The sequence below is a fragment of the Hyella patelloides LEGE 07179 genome (genome assembly GCF_900659865.1).
Classification (GTDB): Bacteria; Cyanobacteriota; Cyanobacteriia; order Cyanobacteriales; family Xenococcaceae; genus Hyella; species Hyella patelloides.
This window is the reverse complement of the sequence record NZ_LR213884.1, coordinates 1-20,085: the sequence shown is the minus strand read 5'-3', so window position 1 is coordinate 20,085 and position 20,085 is coordinate 1. Positions and strand designations below refer to the sequence as shown.

The window sequence follows — 20,085 nt, the reverse complement described above, 5'->3', positions numbered from 1 at the left end:
CGCTTTTCGGAATTTTTCTTTTTAGGAAAAATATCTTGAAATAGCTTCCACTCTAGGTCATTTAATCCCTCAAATTTGCCTGGCATCTTCAGTCGTTTAGTTACAACCTTCTTATTTTATCTATTATCTTATTTTATCTATTATTAGTGGGATAGGTTCATCTCTAATCACGGTGTTGATGAATCAAAAGACGTAATTGGCCCTTATGAAAAGCTTAATTGGGATGGGCGTAAATTGAAATCTATTAGTGCTGTTATTCGTAACTCCACTGGAAAAGCAGTGGGACTTATGTGCATTAATCTCGATCTTTCTAAATTCGAGGAGTTTCGTCAGATAATTGACAGATTTATGTGTCCCGATCGCTTGATTCCTCAGCCACAAGAGTTGTTTAAAGATGATTGGCAAGAACGCATTAATATTTTCGTTCACGAACATTTGCGTAACCAGCATAAGCATTTTGACAACCTGACGCGAACCGATAAGCAAGAGTTAGTAAAACTTTTGAATCAAGAAGGCGCGTTTAAGCAAAAAAATGCTGCTTCGTATATCGGTAAGGTTTTAGGAATTTCGCGAGCAACCGTATATAAGTATTTGTCAGAATTCAAAAATTAAAACTAGGGGCAAATAGCTATTTGCCCTTACCAAAGTCAAAAGCGACGTGACAATTTTCTAGGTTTCTTCGATTACTCAATAACTATTTAGAGGAAATGTCCTAATGCTAGATATTAAAACAGAAATCTTACAAGCCGAGCAGAAAATTCGCTCGTATATTCGAGAGACACCATTAGACTATTCTTTAGCCTTATCTCAGAGTACTAACTCTCAAGTCTTTTTCAAGTTAGAAAGCCTCCAGTTAACAAGCTCATTTAAGGTTCGAGGAGCAATGAACAAGTTGCTATCCCTTACACCCCAACAAAGAGAACAAGGAGTCGTTACTGCATCATCTGGAAACCACGGTGCAGCGATCGCTTTTGGATTGGGTAAGCTCAAAATTCCAGGAATTATTTTTGTCCCTGAAGATGCTTCTACCACTAAGATAGAGGCGATCGCTAGATTTGGTGGAGAAGTCTGTTTACATGGCAAAGATAGCGTCATAACCGAAAATTATGCTCGAACTTACGCAGAGCAAAACAATCAAGTTTACATCTCTCCTTACAACGATTTTCAGGTGGTTGGAGGACAAGGTACTATTGCGATCGAACTTACTCGCCAGTTACCACAAATTGATGCTGTTTTTGTTCCTGTTGGTGGTGGTGGGTTAATTTCAGGAATTGCTGGATATCTGAAGTCCGTCTTACCTAATGTGAAAGTTATTGGCTGTTCCCCAGAAAATTCTCCAGTGATGGCAGAGTCTGTCAAAGCGAACCGAATTATTGAAAGGGAATCTTTACCTACCTTGTCAGATGGAACTGCTGGTGGGGTTGAATCTGAAGCTATTACCTTGGATTTCTGCCGTTCTCTGGTGGATGAATTTGTCCTCGTATCAGAAACGGAAATTGCCGAAGCGATGCAATTATTTATTAAGACACATCATCAGCTTCTTGAAGGTGCAGCAGGAGTAGCGCTCGCTGCTTTGTTGAAAACTCAAGAAAGGTTTCGCAATCAGAAGATTGTCATTATCATTTGCGGAGCCAATATTAGCCTAGAAATGTTGAAAACTATCCTTCAAATGTAAATGAGCAAAAGTTTTAAATTTCTGTAAAAAACCATGAAACAACTAAGAATGTTCCAAATTGATGCTTTTACCAGTGATTTATTTAGTGGAAATCTTGCTGCTGTCTGTCCACTTACAGATTGGCTAGAAGATGAGCTAATTTAAGCGATCGCCAAAGATAATAATCTCTCCGAAACAGCCTTTTTTATTCCTGATAATGACGATTACAAGCTGCGCTGGTTTACGCCTTGTTATGGTGTACTATTTTGTAAAGTTCTACAGAACAGAGTAGCAATTTTGGGTTGCGCCGTACGGTATTTCGACGGGTAAGTTTACATTTGGTAAAGCAAGAAGATTTGCGGACTCAATATTAGAGAAACTTTAAATTAATATCTCTTCAATAGAGGTTAAGTATAGATATGGAAACGATTAGTGGTTCAATTGTTGCTCTCGTCACGCCATTCAACGAAGATAAAGACCAAACGGTAAATTTGGATAAGCTCGAAGAGTTGATTCACTATCACGCAGATAGGGGTACTAGCGGGGTTCTAGTTTGCGGTACAACAGGGGAATCTCCTACCCTAAATCATCAAGAACACGAACAGGTTATTTATAGATCGACTCAAGTAGCCAAAGAAAGAGGCATTAAGATCGTCGCAGGTACGGGGTCTAATTCCACCATAGAAGCGGTGAGACTAACGACTCATGCAGCCCAAATAGGAGTAGATGCTTGCTTGATTGTCACTCCTTACTACAATAAACCAACGCCAGCAGGTTTAATGGCGCATTTTCAAGAATTAGATTCCGTTGGTATTCCTTTAATTGCTTATAACATCCCTGGACGCACTGGAATCAACATTACACCTAGCACTTTTATCGAACTAGCCCATAGCTGTCAAAATATTGTGGGTCTTAAAGCCTCAAATGGAAACTTAGACGAGATTACGGAGACAGCTTACTTACTAAGAGCTTTACCACGCTCGTGCGCTATTTATTCTGGGGATGATTCTCTCACTCTACCGATTCTTGCTGTGGGCGGTATCGGCGTGATTTCAGTCGCTGCTAACATTCTACCCAAAACCATGTCGCAATTAGTTCATGAGTACCGTAGCAAAAATGTTGATAAAGCTCGGTTAATTGCCCAAAACATTCATGGATTCTGTCGTTCTTTACTCAAGGTTGGGGCAAATCCTGCTCCGATCAAGGCGGTTATGAATATGGCGGGAATGCAAGTTGGCTCTGTCCGCAAACCCATAGTAGAGATATCGCCTGAGCAAGCAGCGTTATTAGTTACTTTAAATCAAAAGATGGCAGAAGATTTCACAAATACTGCTCTTTCTTATGAAGGTCTTAACTTAACTCTTCCTCGGTTAATCAAATGAAACTACCCCCATTTAAACTCGAAAGATTTTTTGCTCAATATGAATTTAAAGCACCCTACTTGCTTTGTTCTTCTGATTGTGAAGCAATGACGATTGAAGAATTACTGAGTCTAGAATCAGGTGCAGTGTCTCAATTTCATCAGACATGGTTGGGTTATACTGAAAGCCAAGGCAGTCCTGAATTACGGCAAGTAGTCACAGGTATTTATCAAAAGATTGGGACTGAAGACATTCTAATTCACGCCAGTGCAGAGGAAGCAATTTTTATTTTTATGAATGTTGCTCTTCAATCTGGAGATCACCTGATTGTACATTTTCCTTGCTATCAGTCTCATATTTCGATTGCTCGATCGATTGGCTGCGAAGTGAGTGAGTGGATGAGTCGTGAAACAGACGATTGGGAGTTAGATCTAGATTGGCTAAGAGGAGCTATTCAACCTAATACAAAGGCGATTTTGATTAATTGTCCTCATAATCCAACAGGATACGTGATGAGCCGAGCTAAGTTAGAAGAATTGATTGCTATTTGTCGTCAACACAATCTTATTTTGTTCTCCGATGAAGTCTATCGCTTTTTAGAATACCGAGAAGAGGATACTTTACCCGCAGCCTGTGATTTGTACGAGAATGCAGTTTCTTTGGGAGCAATGTCTAAAACTTACGGTTTAGCTGGACTACGAATTGGGTGGATTGCCACTCGGAATCGAGAGATTTATGACGCAATGGCAAGGTTTAAAGACTTTACTTCCATTTGTAATAGTGCGCCTAGTGAATTTTTAGCAACATTGGCACTTCGCCATCAGGATAAAATCATTCAGCGCAATTTAGAGATCATTGCTAGAAATCTCCAGGTGCTAACACCTTTTTTCTCGAACCATGTAGACATTTTTAATTGGAGTTCCCCAAAAGGAGGTTCAACAGCTTTTCCCAGTTTGCGACTAGACGTAAACGTTGAAGATTTCTGCTTCGATCTCGTTAACAAAAAAGGGGTTTTGCTCTTACCTAGTAATTGTTTCAACTACGGCGACAAACATTTTCGTCTTGGGCTAGGGCGAAAAAATTTACCAGAATGCTTAGAAAGGTTGGAAGAATATCTAGATGTATCTGTCTCAAGTTATTGATTGTTAGAAACAGTAATAGATAGGGCGTATTTTGCTATACCCTACAACTTATCTGTTAGTAACATGATTTAATTCTTGTTGTAAGTTTTCAATTGCATTATCTAGTAACTGTAATTGATGTTCTTCTATGGTGTTAGTTTCTGTTACGGCTTGTGGTTGATAGTTAATTAATTTTTCAGCTTGATTTTGATATTCTTGCAAGCTTATAAAGGTTTGTTGACTGAAAGAGATTAGATAGTTTTCCGCAGCTTCAGCATATATTTGAGAGCGAGATTTTTGGGGTTTTGTGTTTGATTTATTAATATCGGATTGTGATTGAGAATTACCCGTAAAGCTTGTAAATAATTCTTGAGCATTGCCCGATAAGATTGTGTTGACTGCTTTGTTAAAGATTTTATCTATTTCTTCTGTAATTGTTGGTTCGTAGTTATTAGTAGTTTCTTGGTTTTTAGTGAAATTATCTTTTTCTATATGAGGAGGTTCGGGGAAATTAATAATTAATTTTATCGGCTTTTCTACAGGAAAGAATTCTTGACTTTTAGCTAACCATTCAAAGATCGCTTGTTGATAATTACCGACTGTTTGATTAAATTCATTTTTCCAGATTTTAAAGTCTTCTTGCTGTAAAGCGATCGCTAATTTAGCTTGTTCTATTTTCAAAAGATTAGGTAAATAAAGCCAGCTTTCAAATTCGGATATGCTGCGTTGTAATCCTTGTTTTATTAGTTGGGCTGCTTTCTGTTTAATAGCTATTTGTTGTTGTTGCTTTTGCTGAGTAGTATCTAGTTTGTTTTTAATATTAGCTCTTTTTTCTCGTGCTGTTGTAATTAATTGTTCGGTAATATTTTTAATTCTAGTAAGTTTAGTTTCTGGTTGTTTACTATTAGCTTTAATAATGTTCTGTAAGGCTGTTTCTAGATTAGTTAACCCTGTTTCCATAACGGTGGTGTAATCACCTTTTAATCTGGCTCTAAGGGCGGGTAAAGCATCAACACGATATAGGTTACTAATTCCTGCTGGCAATTCAGAACGAAAACTTTCTGCAACAAATTTAAGACGATTGTAGACTTTTTTCTGGTCTTCTGCTTCTAATAGATTGAGAAAATTAACCACGAAAATAACTGTATGGACACCTCTAGCCTGTAACCAGTCTCTTAGTTTTTCTCGCTCTAATAGAGTCATTAGTTTACGAGCATCTAAAACATGAATAATTAAATTGGCTGTTAAAAGTTTATCTTTTACTAAGTTATCTTGTGCTTCACGGTCATTTGTTCCTGGTAAGTCTAATAACTCTACTCCGTTTTTTAACAAAGGATAATTACAGGTAACTTCTATTGCTTGAAGATCATTTCGCATTTTGCGATCGCTATCTAAGATAGCATATTCTTGGAGAATTTTAGTATCTGATGTTATCTTTTTTGTTCCATCTTGAAGAGTTATGGTAGTTTTGGTTTCTATGCCATATTTAATAGTAATTGCTGCTCCTGTGCTAGGTATTAAATCAATGGGCAAAGATTTTTGACCGAGTAAAGCATTTAGCAAAGTAGATTTGCCATGATTAAAAGGAGCAAATACCGCAATTTGAAAGCTAGTTTTAGTTAAGAAATCAGTAAGTGCGATCGCATCTTGAGCTAAACTAGATTCTGGATCTAATTCTAGAATAGCAATTAAAGTTTTAAGGCGATCGGCTAAATTTTGCCAATAGTTTTCTGATTTAGTCATTTTAGTTATTGAAGCCTCTCCCCTGTAAGGAAAGAGGTTGGGAAAGATCTCATTGAAGCTATTTTCTATCTAACTATAAGAAGCTAATAAATTATTATAAATAGATTCAATTTTATTTGCTTCTGAACTAACAGTATTTTCTAGCTCTTGTAGTCTAGAAATTTCAGCAGTCTGATTAATTTCAACTGATTGTTTTCTTTCAATCAAATTATCTAATTCTGCTTTACGAGAGTTAATATCATCATTCATTCTCTCAGTAATTTCTTTTTCATAAGTAATAAAGCATTCTTGAATTGCTTCATCAACTTTTGGTGCTTGCTCTTGAGCTACTTTAGGTAAATGTTTAACTAATTCTTTTTTGGCTACTTTTACTAACTCCTTACGAGCTTGATCTGCTTGTAAAACACCAATTCCTAATCCTAATAAGGCAAAACCAATAGGGCCTAAAGCAATTCCTGTAATAGCAGTAATAATACCCCCAACACCGAGAACAGTAATGAAATTTAACATGATATTTTTCCAATCAAAACCTGCTCCTGCTAGAGCAACTCCTGCTAGGTTTCCTCTAGCTAAAGAAAAGATTCCTGCTGCCCATTTTGCCCAACCAGGAGCGTTATCTTCAGGACGAACTCCAGTTACATAAGGTATTTTATTTCCTGTTAGTTTTTCTGTAATAGTATCGGTGATTTTGTTATAATTTTTCCCATAGCTCAAAGCAATATCTGAGAGTTGAGCAAAAGCAGATTCCATTTCTTTTTCTGCACCACGACTCCATTCAGTTAATTTATCATTTATATATTGTTCAAAAGCAGCAGCTAATTCTTTTTCAAAACGTTCTCTTTTACCTGAAGATAAAAAATCAAGAAAGTTGATATCGGGTTGATAGCGCATAAAATCAGTTTCAAAAGTATCTCCTAACTTTAAAATAAAGTCTCTGAAGGAGTTACTAATAGTTCTAGATTTACTATCTCTAATATCTCTAATTTCTTGTTGGAAATCATTACGAATTTCATTTAGGAGAGTGAATTCTGGTTCAACAGAATTAATTTTTTCTTTTAATTCAGTAACACCTTGTTCTAATAAAGGAATACGACGCTGCACGGCTTCTTTAACTCTATTCGCAGTTTGTTGAGCAATAATTCTGGATTGACGTAATTCTGCGATCGCTCTTTCTTGGGTTAAAAAGGTATTGAGAGACTGAATAAATTTAGGAAAACCAGTATCTTCTAAAGAGGCATCAGGATTTTTAATTCTTTTTCTTAAGGCATTTAAAGAGGAAACAGGAAAAACTCTCTCTTCATATAAATTATCACCATCTACCTGACAATATTCGTTGAGATTTGCTTTAAAAACACGGTCTAATTTAGTATTAGCTTCAGCTAACTCTTCTGAATCTTCAGGATCGATTAAACTTTCTTTTATTTGATCCCAAGCATTAATTAAAAAGAAAACTGTTAAGCCACGATCTTTTATATAGTTTTCGAGATAACGTCTTTCTGCTAAAGTACAAGGCTGAGTAGCTCTTAACACAAATAAAATAGCATGACAGTTATTAATATAGCTTAAAGATAATTTGTTTCTCGCTTCGGTATCATTTAAACCAGGACTATCAATAATTTCAATACCTTTTTCGAGTAAAGGTAAAGGATATTCTACAAGAGCATAATCGACATTAGGAAAAGCTAACTGCTGATTTTGTTCTAATCTTTTGGCTTCTGCTGGGTCTATTGTATAGCGATGTTTGAATTCTTTAAAATCAATTGTTTCTGGTGATGTATGATCATTAAAGTAAACTGTTACTTTTTTTTCTGCACCGTAGCGTAATACTGTTAGTAAAGCCGTACAAGGGTTAACATCACTGGGTAAGAGATTTTCTCCTAGTAAAGCATTCAGAAAGGTACTTTTACCCCGTTTCATATCTCCTAATACTAAAAGACGGAATAAGCCTTCCCGCAGATTGGTACTATTTTTTTGAATATCTTCAATGTCTCTTTCTAATTCTAATTTCCCTGATTTTTTTTTGCTTTCTATTTCAGCTTTTTCTAAGCTATGAGCCATTACTGCTAAAGAGTTAGCAATTTCCGAACGAACTTGAGCGACTTTTTCGAGATATTTAAGTAAAATATTAGTTTCCATATTCTGAGTTATTGATACTTTATTGTCTTAGGTTGTTATTATATTTCAAAAATAATCAAACAAGATTATTCCTTAATTTTTTCTTACAGGGTCAATCATCAAATTATCACTAATGAGTATAATTAACAACGGGATTACCTATTATTTATTAACTATTACCTATTAGTTGTTAAATAATATTCATTGGTTTTATTAGATTTAAGCAATGATGAATTATTAATTAGATTTCTTGTAAAAGTAAATTTATTATTAAGTTTATCTATATAGAGAGTACGTAAAGGATTTGGATAATATGCAATTCAATTACTTATACAAGACTTATATTCTGTTAAACTTTCTGCTTATCACGCCTTCAAAGATAAAAGCCGTTAATCACTATCACTCATAAATATTTGATAGCCAATGAAAATAATTGCTACAGTAATTAATCCATAAGCTAACCACATTCCTAAGAAAAAACCAATTCTCATCAAAGTAATAGTAAAAACAGTAAATCCTATAAATTTACCGACTTTAATCATTTTTTTACTGAATTTTTTTAAAGAGCTTGGAGACTCGTCATGCTTTCTCGTATGATAATGAGGAATATCTACATTACTTTGCTCTGATTTCTGATTAATCTCTAATTCTAATTCTCGTAATCTTATTTTTGCTTCTCTAGCTCTAATTTCTTGTTCTTTTCTGAGAAAATCTTGTTCTTTATCATTAGAAGAATTCATGAGACTATCAACTGAGTTTAACTACAAATTTAATAATTAACGGTATTTTAGTTTACTATGAATTACCTAGCTGTGATTTCAATATATTTTTAGCATTTGTTCTTTATCATTAGACAATAACAAATTAATAACTATGATAAGTAAGAATTTATTAAGTTAAGTGAAAGGCTTGAGATATCTATCTTGTACTAGCTTAATGATTTTAGGAGTATGTAACTCTGGATAGTAGTTACAAAATTTTTCTAATCCTTGTTGAATCTCTGTACTTAAAACTATGTTTTGTGCCATAGAAAAAGCTACAGATTTTTCTTTTTGCTTTAGGTCTTTTTTGCCAGCATGAAACATGATGCAAGCACGATCTATAAGTTGTTTTAATTTATTATCTTTTAAAGAGATAATAGTTGCATCGGGTAAGTTTAAGTAGCGCGATCTAATAGCAGATCTTACTATATTGAATAAACTAAGAGCTTTGGATTCCCCTAAAGCTTCAGGAGCTTGTTCTTTTTCTAGAGTTTGTACTACCGCATTAGTAAGCTCGATAGCTTTAAATAAACCTAATTTATTCTTTTGCTCTAAGGAAAGGTTTTCTAACTCTAAAGCAAATTCAGCTATTAAGGCTTTAAAATCTTCATCCTTATCATCAAGAATGGGATGTTGATTATAGTTTAGTTTAGAAGATGTAATTGCCATGATTAGTTTTACTCTTTTATTTATTTATAGCTTAGATTTAATGTGATTTAATAAATCATCAACTTTTGTCTGTCCTTGATAATCAATTTTTTCATTTCGGGGCGATTCTTGCAGAATATCGTAAGCAGCTTGATACATTTTTTTTGAGCGATGAAGATCATTTTCGTTACGGTAGATTGCACCTAAATCTAAATAAGCAGCAATCGATAAAGGCTCTAAATAAATAATTCTTTTAAGTAATTCTTTGGCTGTACGATGATTATTATGTTCTTCTGCTATTTGAGCTAAAAGCAATAGAGGAGCAATATACATTGAATCAATTTCTAATGCGTGATCGCAATTTATTTGAGCTTCCTCTAAATCACCCTGATTTGCATAAGCTTGTGCCATTAGATAATAGAGTTCTTTACAGTCTGATTGTTGTTTAATTAGTTGTTTTATTTGTTTAATAACTTGATAGTATTGTCCTTCATCTAATAATATTTGTATGTTGTCTAATTGAAGCTTAGACGAATTAAGCTCTGATTTTGCCTTATTGAATTGGGGGTTAGTAACTGGTTTATCTGCTAAAGAAATATGTTCTGAAATGAGAGATAGCTTATTAGGTTCTTGCTGAGCTAAACTCACTCTATTAATGACTTGCTGCTCTAGTTTTGTAGTAGTCTCAGAGTTAATTTGGGAATCATGATTAGCTTGATTTTCACCTAAATATTGATAAACAACAGACTCAGAAAAGCTAATAGGTTGAAAATTATCTAAATTAATAGCTTGTAGTTCTGCATGACCTGATATAAGATAACCATTTGGACGCAAAGTACTAGCAATTTTCTTGATAGCTTTAGAAATAGAATCAAGACCAAAATAGATAAAAACATTACGGCATATAACTAAATCTAAACCATAATTATGATGAGATATATTTTCTATATCTATTAGATTATCTTGGTAGAAAGTAACCATGCTTCTAAGGTGAGGTTTGATTTGCCAATTTTGTTTATGAGGAAGAAAATATTTTACTTTTAAAAGGGGATCGGTTAAGCGAAAAGACCATTTTTTATAAACACCCTGACGAGCTATATCTAGAAAACTTTGATTAATATCTGTCCCAATAATTACAATATTCCATTGTGCAGGGTCGGGAATTAATTCGCTGATTAACATTGCTAAAGAATAAACTTCTTCCCCTGTAGAACAACCTGCACTCCATACTTTAAGAGTTAGAAAAGGTAACTCTGCTTTTTGATATGCTTCACGCTTATCAGCAATAATTTTTGGTAATATTTCATTAGCTAATAAATCAATCTGTCCGCGATCGCGAAAAAAAAAGCTTTCTCCATTAGTGATAATATTGGCTAAGATATTCCACTCTTTTTCGCTAGAATGCTTTTGTGAAGAATCAAAGCGATCGTTCTTATTAGAGACACTATTGAGTAAATGGTAATATTCTTCCAGATTCTTATACTTTGTTTGGGCAATCCTGGTTTCAATTTTACGTTGAAAATATTGAATATCTTGTTGGCGAATAATAAATCCAATGCGATTTGAAATAAGCTCTCTTAGTTTATCCCATAAAATTTGTGTCATAAAGTATTTAAGTTATTGCTTGAGTAGATTTCTTAGTATAAAAATTATTAATAAAGCAATTATTATTTTAATTCAATTTATCGTGTATAAATTATATATTAGACAACAAATAATAAGTAACTATAAATAAATAGTTTGATGTTGCCTAAATTAGCTGATATTTGTATTTAGTTGATTGTGAAATAGCCATATTTTTGACTCGTTTTTCTTTAATTTCTTCTTTCCTTCCTTATTCCTTATTTCTTAACTAATAGCCTACTTGACGAATTAAAAAAGGAGCAATATCTTTTAAGGGTAAAACTTGTTGTACTATTCCTGATTTAATGGCTTCTTGAGGCATTCCAAAAATAATACTACTAGCTTCATCTTGAGCAATAGTTAAACCACCACTATGATAGATATCTTGCATTCCTGTAACTCCATCTTTACCCATACCTGTTAATAAAATACCAATTGTTGATTTGCCATAAAATTGAGCTAAAGATTGCATCATAATATTTACTGATGGGCAATGACTGTCGATCGGAGGAGCTTGAGAATAAGCAAATCTACCCTTATTATCTATTTCTAAATGGTATTGTTCTGGTGCATAATAAACTATTCCTGGTAGGGGTTTTTCTCCTAGTTCGGCAATTTTAATTTTCAATTTAGTTTCTAAAGATAACCAAGAAATTAAACTCTTGAGAAATCCCGTACTAATATGTTGTGTGCAAACAATTGGTAAAGGAAAATTAGCAGGTAATTTACTCACAATTTGCTGCATTGCTTTTGGCCCTCCTGTAGAAACCCCAATTGCTACTATTTGATAGTTGGTAATTTTTTGATTAATTAGTGGTTTATAATTTGTATTTTGGCCAACGGTCAGAGCAGGCTCCGTCGTCGTACGGCGGAGTAATCTCTGACTAGTATCAGTTTTTCTATTATTATTTATGTGGTTGCGCTCATAATTTCTTTTAGTAAAAACTTTAACGCCAGAAATTATTTTAATCTTGTAAATTAAATCATTTTTTTGTTGTTCGTAGTCTTGAATAAATCCTGTTGTGGGTTTAGGAAAAACATCAACAATTCCTGCATCTAGGAGTTGACCGATTTTTTGAGTATCGTTAGCAGTTACTACATCACTAATCACTAAAATAGGTTTGGGAAATTCTGCCATTAGTTTTTTAGTCAATTCTAAACCGTCCATTTTTCCCATTAATAAATCAGTACAGACTACATCAGGTTTGAGGCGAGGAATATGTTTTAAGGCACTAATCCCATCACTGGCAGTTCCTACTATTTCTATTTCTGGAGATGAAGCTAAAATTCGTTGCAAAATGGTTAAAGCAACAGGGGAATCTTCTACTAAAAAAACTTTGATGGGTACTTTCACTAATTAATAATTTTAAAAACCTATAATTAATCATTATTAAGTAAGGTGGGCAATGCCCACCCTACAGCTATTTAATTAAACCTTTTTACTTGCTAAAACTTTGAGTTTAGTAACTAACATTTTGGTTAGTTTTTCATAGTCTGTAGGATTTCCTGTAGTAGGTTTGGGGAAAAAGTCTAACGCACCAGCTTGCATCAAGTTGTAAATATTATCGACATCTTGGGGCTGTACCGCATTACTAACCACCAAAATTGGTGTAGGATAATTAGCCATAACTTGCTTGGTGAATTCTAAGCCGTCCATTCCAGGCATATCTAAGTCGGTGCAAATCACATCAGGCTTGGTGTTAGCAATCATTGGTAAAGCTTGAGAGCCTTCCATTGCCGTTCCTACTACTTCTGCTTCATCAGAAGAGTTGATAAGTCTTTTGAGAATTTCTAAAGCTACGGGGGAATCTTCTACTAAAGCTACTTTAATTTTCGCCATGATTAAATTAATCTCCTTAAGGTATTGAGTAATAAAGTTTGATCGAAATCGCCTTTGGTTAGATAGGCGTTAGCTCCCGCCTCTGCACCTCTACGCTTATCTGCTTCTGTCGCCAAAGTGGTTACTAGAATAATTGGTAGTTCGTCGTGTTCGGAATATTGTCTGATGCGAGCAGTCATTTCTAAGCCACTTAAATTGGGCATTTCGACATCAGAAACTACAGCATCAAAGTTTTTCTGAGCTTGCAGAGTATTAAAGCCTTCTAAACCATCTACCGCAACAGTAACATCATAACCTGCACTAATAAGAATTCGCCTTACTTGTGTGCGAATTGGTATCGAATCTTCTACTAATAATACTTTAGGCTTGGTAGTTATTTTACTTGAGATTGTTGCCAAGCTATCAATACCTTTTCCTGCGGAAGTTGCTTGTAAGATTTCCCTAGGTTCGATAACCATACAAACTTCTCCACTACTAAGAATCGTAGCACCAGAAATATTAGGTATTTTCCGTAATAATTTACTCTGAGGCTTAAGTATTACATTTTGCTGTTCGATTAATTTATCCGTAAAGACACCGATTTTTTCCGAGCCAATACTTAAAATTATGCAGGGAATTTTTTGTTGGCTTAAAGTATTTTCTCTTGGTTTTTCTAGTGAAAGTAAGTCTCTTAGCCAAGCTACCGACAAAGGTTTTTCTTCCCATAAAATAGTAGGAGTACCTTTTACCTGAAAAATCTGTTCTGGACTTACCAAAATCATTTTTTCCACAAAATCAATGGGTATGGCGTAGAAATGCTGGTTAATTTCTACAATCAAGACATAGGTAGTACTGAGACTGGTATTAAGGCTGAGTTGGAACTTACACCCTACACCCCAAGTAGACTGTATCTCTACAGTACCTTTAAGACGTTCCACATTCTCTCGCACAACGTCTAAACCGACACCACGTCCAGAAATTTCACTAACTTCATTGCGGGTAGAAAACCCTGGTGCAAAAATCAAAGACTGGACTTGTTGAGGAGTCATTTTTAATAACTCAGACTCAGTACAAACTTGTCTTTTTAACGCAGTGATCCCGATTCTTTCAACATCTAAACCCCTACCATCATCAATGACTTCTATGATAATGCGGTTATTGTTTTGCGAACCTTTTAGTAAGAGCTTGGCTTTCTGGGGTTTATTGTTGGCTACGCGCTCTTGGGGGGTTTCTATGCCATGATCGATCGCATTACGGATAATATGGGTTAAGGGTGCTTTGATCTCTTCGAGGATGCGCTTATCGACACTGATCTCTCCCCCTTCGATAGTAAACTCGATTTCTTTGCCTAATTGTTTTCCTAAATCCCGCACCATCCGAGGGAAAAGGTTAAAAATAGTCGAGAGGGGTAATAGTCTAAGGTTACGAATTCCTGTTTCTAGTTTATTGGCAACCGTGTCTAAACGAGCATTGTCTTCTAGTACCAGGTTTTTGAGAGTAGAGACTAAACCGCCAAACTGCTCTAAATATTTTCGTTCTTGGCGATCGCATTTAGCAAGATTTTGACGTTCTTCTTCTGTTAATTTTGGCTCTAATTGCTTCAATAATTGCTTGTTAAGCGCAAAATCACGACTCCAGTTTTCCCAAAACTCTAATAATTGAGCTAAATCATCATTACGACGTTCTAGACTTAATTTGGTAACTAATAATTCCCCTGCTTGAGTCATCAAAGAATCTAGCTTAGGAAAGTCCACCCGCACTGTTTCAATTTCTGCGGACGGTACAGAAGGAGTAGCTGGCTGGATTTTAGTTTCAGGTATTGGTTCTGGAATAACATTTGGGCGAATACCATTCGCCCCTACATCCGTTACTTCTTCAGTGTCTTCCTCTTCTGCTCCCATTAACTGCGCTATAACATGAAACGCACTGACACCAGAAGGCTCACCCGTGACAGCTTCTCTCGCAATTTTGTTGACCGCATCCACTCCTAAGTACAAGCGATCGCATAAGTCGGACGAAAAGATCGTTTCGCCTTTTTTAACCTCATTGAGAATTTCTTCTATCTGATGCACTAGAGTTTCCGCATCTGCTACCCCCAGCATTCGAGAATCACCCTTGAGGGAATGAGTTTCTCTGAGTAGACTATCTAGAATAGAGCTATCGTTGGGTTGCTTTTCCAAGTCGAGTAAACCCTGTTCGATTTTTTCGAGATGGTCAACACTAGCGACTTTATAGAGTTCCCGTAGTTCATCATCCTCGATATAAACAGTACTGGTTTCATTAGATTCACTGGGAAAGTCGGAAACAGTAGCAAAGTTCTCTCCGTCTCCTGGTCCTCCAGTCTCCCAGTCTTCAGAATTTTCTAATTCCCCTGTTTCCCTGTCTTCTACTTCTTCTTCTGCTCCCATTAACTGCGCCATGATATGAAACGTACTGATACCAGAAGGCTCACCCGTGACAGCTTCTCTCGCAATTTTTTTAACCGCATCCACTCCTAAGTACAAGCGATCGCATAAGTCTCCAGATATAAGAGTTTGATTGTTTTTAATCTCATTTAAAAGCTCTTCCATCTGATGCACCAGCATCTCAGCTTCTTCTACTCCCAACATTCGGGAATCGCCCTTGAGGGAGTGGGTTTCTCGCAATAAGCTATCGAGGATAGAGTTATCATCGGGTTGTTTTTCTAAACTTAGTAAACCCTGCTCGATTTTTTCGAGATGGTCAATACTAGCGACTTTATAAAGTTCTCTAAGTTCGTCATCTTCAATGAACATAATTTTTCTCTGTAATTTTGAGTTAGTTGAATAAAAAATAATCAATAACTAACTGATAAGGTGATAACCAAAATTAAACTAACTTTTGAAGATTAGTGGCATTCTTATTAAGTTCACTAGTAGCACTTTTAACTTGACCAATTCCCGTACTGCTTTCTTTGGCACCCAAGTTAATCGCATTCATCGCAGAAACCACCTGTTGCACTGCTACTGCTTGTTGTTTAGAACTCATGGAGATTTGCTGACTATTCACAAAGACGTTATTAACTGCATCGGCAATACTCTTAAAAGTTGTAGCACTACTTTCTGCTAGTTTAATCCCTTCAATAGCAGTTTTTTGTCCTTGGTCTGTCACCATAATAGTGCTGTTGATCGCAGCTTGAATATCTCCCACAAGGGTATTAATCTTCTCGGCGGATTTCTTACTTTGTTCTGCTAACTTACGAATTTCCCCTGCAACCACAGTAAAGCCTTTACCCTGTTCCCCTGCTCTGGCTGCTTCCACTGCTGCATTGAGAGCTAACATATTAGTCTGGTTTGCTACATCCGTTACTAATTCAGAGATGTCAGAAATTTGTCCTGTTTGTTCGCTGAGATTAACAATTTGCTCTGCAATAGCACTTACTTTATCCTGTAAGTCATTAATCCCTGCCATAGTGCGGTTAACGGATTCTGTCCCTGTTTCTGATAATTCTAAAGCCTGGCGCGCTCCTTGACTGGAAACATCTGCTTGTTGAGCAGTTTGTCTAGTGGTAGCTCCCAACTCTTCTACTGTAGTAGTGGTTTCATTTACAGAACTTGCTTGCTCAGAAATGGTTCTTTCTTGCTCGTCCATAGTCGCAGCAATTTGGGTAGAAGATACTGCCAAATTCTCAGTGAAGTTTTGAAGAGTTCCTGCTATGCGACGGCTAACAAAAATGATTAAGCCTACTGCCAAAAGACTAAAAGCAAAAGTAACTTCCTGAAATATTATGAGAAATTTAGCATCATCGTTAGCTATCTTTTCTGCGACTCCTACCATCTCATTTGTTTGCTGAAAAAGCTGTTCGCTGGCTTCTAGCAATTGAGCATCATAACTATTATTATTTCTGGCTTGCTGTATTAACTCTTGGATGTTTGCCCAAGATTTTTTTACCTCCTCCATCTGAGTGCGATAAGTAGAATCTTTTGCTGAGGGAAGCTTTAATTCTTTACTACCATTAATCAAAGCATCAATAAGACTATTCATTTTTTGAATCAATTCTTCATTGGGCTTATCTTGTAGTTCTAACTTAATGATTCTTTGAGTACCACCTCGTACTACCCCTGAATAGTTAACGACTCTAGCATCTTTATCTGAGGACTGAAAGACAATAACACCCAGGTTCATTATGGCAATAACCGAAATTCCAATAGCAGTAGCATTTAATTGAGTTCTAACTTTCATAGCTTTTTTTTCCTAGAAATAATAAATAAAATAAAGATTACCTAACCAACTACCAAATTACCTTCAGCAAAAATTTTGGCTAAATCTAAAGCACTTAAGAGATTTTTTTCATAAATAGCCATCCCGTGAAAATATTTTTTAATTTCCGCAGCTACCCCCGTAGGTGTGGGGCTTAACTGTTCTTGGTTAATATGAACAACATCAAAAATTTCGTCTACCACAATCCCTGCACTAATATCGTTTATCTGGACAATAATGGCTTGAGTTGCTGGCTTTTCTGCTTCGGCAAAATGGATTACAGAGCGAATATCCACCAAGGGGATAATTTCCCCCCTTAAATTAATATTGCCTACAATATGCTTCGGACAACAGGGAATAGGTGTAACTTTGTCGATGTCGATAAACTCTTTGACTACTGCTAAGTCGCAACCCAAATATTCTTTTCCCAGGCTAAACACCGCTAGGGGAATTGAGCCATCAGTTTCCCCGATTTCTAACGGTAACTGTAGCTCTTTAGTTCGTTGACGAAAAGTGTCTTGCTCTATTTCACTAGTTTGGGGACAGTATAAATCGAAAAAGTTACTGAGAATGGGGGCTTTGCCTTCAGGTTCTAGAGCCTGATTTTCTAGGGTATCTGCTTCTGCTATTACTCCAGCAACCTCATCTGGCTGTCTAATTAAAGCCTCAGTATTCAGCAAAATAATTGAGGTATCTAATATTGTGGCAATCTTGTTAATAAAAGCAGTATTGATGTGATGCTCTCTACCGTAATCTGGCTCTGGCTCTAAAAAATTACTTTCTATATTAATAACATCTAGTACTTCATTGACAATGATGCCAATTTCAATCGCCTTCCATTGAATCACAATTACTCGATCGCTGAGGCGACATTCTTGAATCGACTGTCCTAATCGCCGATCTAAATGCATCACAGGAATTGTACGATCTCGCAGATACAAAACCCCAATAATATCCCCTGGAGTTTCAGGAATAATGGTTAATTCTGGTAACTGAAAAATCTCTTTTACCAAATGAGTTTCAATTCCATAGGTTAGCTCATGCAAACGGAATGTCAGATATGATTGACTGTCGATCACAATAATTAAATTCCTCTAATTAACTACTTAGTCGTCACCATAGAAGGTACATATTTTCCAATGATGGTTAAGAGTTCCTCTTTATCTACAGGTTTGGTGAGATATTCTGTTGAGCCTGCAAATTTTCCTTTAACCTTGTCAAACATTCCATCTTTTGCAGTCAGCATAATAATGGGGAGGGTTTGAAACTTTTTAAAACGGCGAATTGTTCGACAGAGTTCAATACCATCAATGTCTGGCATCGTGACATCCAACAAAATTAACTCGATGTTTTTTTTATTGCTATTTAAAATTTTTAAAGCGTCCATGCCGTTGTTTGCTAATATTACTTCATAGCGATCGCTTAAAGATCTTTTTAACATAGCTTGTACTACAGGACTATCATCCACACTCAACACGATAGGTAATACAGATTGTGATTTTGAATTATCAGTAACTACAGGTTTTTCTGGCTTAGAAGCTACTGGTGATTTTTTAAAATAAATCCAATTTTGATTAGTCCAAGTATTATAATTTTTTGCTAATTTTAATGGGTCTTGATGAGTTACTTCGGCAAGTCCAAGTATTATAATTTTTTGCTAATTTTAATGGGTCTTGATGAGTTACTTCGGCAATTTCTGCGATCGTTCTCCGTCCATTAATCCACTTTTTACAGTGCTGTTTTGTAGCAGTATTAGATATTTTTTCAATGTTTTCTGGATTGATTTTTGGTACTGCTTCGGCAGATTCAATTCCTACTGTGGTTAGTTGTTTCCACTGTTGCTGACGCTTGATTAGCTTGGGACTTAAATCTGCAAAAAACCAGCCATTTTCTTGAGTTTTATAAGTTAAATCGAATTCAAATTCAGTGTTAGTTTTTAAGCTACCACCATAGGGGAATAACTGCTCTAAACAAAGAATAATATCTTGCAAAATAAAAGCTTCAATTTGCTCGGATTTAATAATTCCCATCCGACTTAAAAAAGCACACATCTCTTGAAAAGAATTCGGATTTTTTACTTTAACCTCAGCCGTTTTAATGGCAGCACCAATAAGATTAATATTTAATTGGCTACCAATTTTTTTTGCTAGCTCTTGGGGTGTAACCCATTGAGAATGAGCAAACACTAATTTACCTTGTCTCAAAATAAGTATTTTCGAGCATTTTCTCTGAGACTTGACAATATCAACCGTAACTTCTGCCATTCCACTAAAAGAATTTTGCTCTAATTCTTGCAGAGTTTTTATTAACTGTCCTGACGGAAAATTAATCATATTATCTATGGTCTTAATTATAAGTTTTTAATTGCAATTAGAAAACTAACATGAAAGCTCGATCTAAGTTTCCCTAGATTGATAGCAAACTATAAGTTAGTTATAATTTATCGATAAATTTTCGGATAAAAAATAGGCATAATAATTTTTTATTAAGTAAAGTACATTAGCGAACATTAGCCACTATATGAGATAGGATAAAAAGTATTAATACCTAAATCCAAAACGTATTAGCTATAAAAACGCCATAGTAGAACTCAGCAAACTTTACTGATACTCAATAATAATAATTCCCATAAAAAGAGCAAAAATCACATTTAAGGCAAAATAAATAAGCTAAATATAAAATATAAGTATTTTCTCGGAAAACAACAATATACCAGACAATTTTTATCTTGAATGTCAAAAGAAGACTCCTACTAAAAACGAGGGCGATACAAGTTTAGCTATGCTAAACGCGCCCAAAGTTTAAATGCCCCTCATTAATTTTGACCAGAAAATAAAACCGCGAAGCGTCATTGTTTTGTACTAAGTATGCTAGCATAAATATATGTTTGTATTAGAGTATAGTGCGATTTGTTGATGGTGCGAGACTGTAGAGACTACAGAGGTAGAGCCACCCCAGTTATGAACATAAAGTATAACTGGAACTGTTCATTGGATGTAGGTGAAAACCCTACCATCGAAGA

Annotated in this window: 18 protein-coding genes; 6 read left to right on the top strand and 12 right to left on the bottom strand. The window is 35.5% G+C overall.

The window, feature by feature from the left end; genetic code table 11:
- Window positions 1–159: 159 nt before the first annotated feature.
- From H1P_RS18090 to H1P_RS18070, 6 genes are all read left to right on the top strand, one after another.
- Window positions 160–612, top strand: coding sequence for a helix-turn-helix transcriptional regulator (locus H1P_RS18090; RefSeq protein ID WP_281291184.1), 453 nt, complete (start codon window positions 160–162; stop codon window positions 610–612).
- Between the two features lie 103 nt (window positions 613–715).
- On the top strand, window positions 716–1,675 hold the full coding sequence (locus H1P_RS18085) for a threonine/serine dehydratase (RefSeq protein WP_144869920.1): 960 nt from the start codon (window positions 716–718) through the stop codon (window positions 1,673–1,675).
- A gap of 33 nt (window positions 1,676–1,708) precedes the next feature.
- Window positions 1,709–1,819, top strand: coding sequence for a PhzF family phenazine biosynthesis protein (locus H1P_RS39900; protein ID WP_222427106.1), 111 nt, complete (start codon window positions 1,709–1,711; stop codon window positions 1,817–1,819).
- A gap of 3 nt (window positions 1,820–1,822) precedes the next feature.
- Window positions 1,823–1,984, top strand: a complete 162-nt coding sequence (locus tag H1P_RS39895; RefSeq protein WP_222427107.1) for a PhzF family phenazine biosynthesis protein — start codon at window positions 1,823–1,825, stop codon at window positions 1,982–1,984.
- 89 nt (window positions 1,985–2,073) lie between these two features.
- On the top strand, window positions 2,074–3,036 hold the full coding sequence (dapA, locus tag H1P_RS18075; RefSeq protein ID WP_144869918.1) for a 4-hydroxy-tetrahydrodipicolinate synthase: 963 nt from the start codon (window positions 2,074–2,076) through the stop codon (window positions 3,034–3,036).
- Window positions 3,033–4,157, top strand: a complete 1,125-nt coding sequence (locus H1P_RS18070; RefSeq protein WP_144869916.1) for an aminotransferase class I/II-fold pyridoxal phosphate-dependent enzyme — start codon at window positions 3,033–3,035, stop codon at window positions 4,155–4,157. Before dapA ends, H1P_RS18070 begins: the two co-directional genes overlap by 4 nt.
- Window positions 4,158–4,205: 48 nt before the next feature.
- Here H1P_RS18070 and H1P_RS18065 read toward each other — a convergent pair whose 3' ends face one another.
- The 12 genes from H1P_RS18065 to H1P_RS18010 all read right to left on the bottom strand — a co-directional run bounded on the left by H1P_RS18065 (window position 4,206) and on the right by H1P_RS18010 (window position 19,396).
- A complete protein-coding gene (locus H1P_RS18065; RefSeq protein WP_144869914.1) occupies window positions 4,206–5,879 on the bottom strand; it encodes a dynamin family protein in 1,674 nt (557 codons plus the stop codon).
- A 69-nt stretch (window positions 5,880–5,948) separates the two neighbouring features.
- Window positions 5,949–8,027, bottom strand: coding sequence for a dynamin family protein (locus H1P_RS18060; protein WP_425461542.1), 2,079 nt, complete (start codon window positions 8,025–8,027; stop codon window positions 5,949–5,951).
- A 356-nt stretch (window positions 8,028–8,383) separates the two neighbouring features.
- A complete protein-coding gene (locus tag H1P_RS18055; protein ID WP_144869910.1) occupies window positions 8,384–8,734 on the bottom strand; it encodes a hypothetical protein in 351 nt (116 codons plus the stop codon).
- Between the two features lie 156 nt (window positions 8,735–8,890).
- A complete protein-coding gene (locus H1P_RS18050; RefSeq protein ID WP_144869903.1) occupies window positions 8,891–9,424 on the bottom strand; it encodes a hypothetical protein in 534 nt (177 codons plus the stop codon).
- A 24-nt stretch (window positions 9,425–9,448) separates the two neighbouring features.
- Window positions 9,449–11,008, bottom strand: coding sequence for a CheR family methyltransferase (locus H1P_RS18045; RefSeq protein ID WP_144869900.1), 1,560 nt, complete (start codon window positions 11,006–11,008; stop codon window positions 9,449–9,451).
- Between the two features lie 247 nt (window positions 11,009–11,255).
- Window positions 11,256–12,380 carry a chemotaxis-specific protein-glutamate methyltransferase CheB gene (gene cheB, locus H1P_RS18040; RefSeq protein WP_144869898.1) on the bottom strand — a complete coding sequence of 375 codons (1,125 nt, stop codon included), beginning with the start codon at window positions 12,378–12,380 and terminating at the stop codon, window positions 11,256–11,258.
- Between the two features lie 75 nt (window positions 12,381–12,455).
- Window positions 12,456–12,866: a response regulator gene (locus tag H1P_RS18035; RefSeq protein ID WP_186376023.1), complete on the bottom strand. Its 411-nt coding sequence runs from the start codon at window positions 12,864–12,866 to the stop codon at window positions 12,456–12,458.
- Window positions 12,867–12,868: 2 nt separating this feature from the next.
- A complete protein-coding gene (locus H1P_RS18030) occupies window positions 12,869–15,619 on the bottom strand; it encodes a hybrid sensor histidine kinase/response regulator (RefSeq protein ID WP_222427105.1) in 2,751 nt (916 codons plus the stop codon).
- Window positions 15,620–15,692: 73 nt separating this feature from the next.
- A complete protein-coding gene (locus tag H1P_RS18025; protein WP_144869894.1) occupies window positions 15,693–17,045 on the bottom strand; it encodes a methyl-accepting chemotaxis protein in 1,353 nt (450 codons plus the stop codon).
- A gap of 41 nt (window positions 17,046–17,086) precedes the next feature.
- Entirely contained in the window at window positions 17,087–18,142 is a 1,056-nt protein-coding gene (locus H1P_RS18020; RefSeq protein WP_222427104.1) for a chemotaxis protein CheW, read from the bottom strand.
- A gap of 23 nt (window positions 18,143–18,165) precedes the next feature.
- Entirely contained in the window at window positions 18,166–18,531 is a 366-nt protein-coding gene (locus H1P_RS36245; protein ID WP_281291183.1) for a response regulator, read from the bottom strand.
- A 118-nt stretch (window positions 18,532–18,649) separates the two neighbouring features.
- On the bottom strand, window positions 18,650–19,396 hold the full coding sequence (locus tag H1P_RS18010; RefSeq protein ID WP_144869889.1) for a hypothetical protein: 747 nt from the start codon (window positions 19,394–19,396) through the stop codon (window positions 18,650–18,652).
- Between the last annotated feature and the right edge of the window lie 689 nt (window positions 19,397–20,085).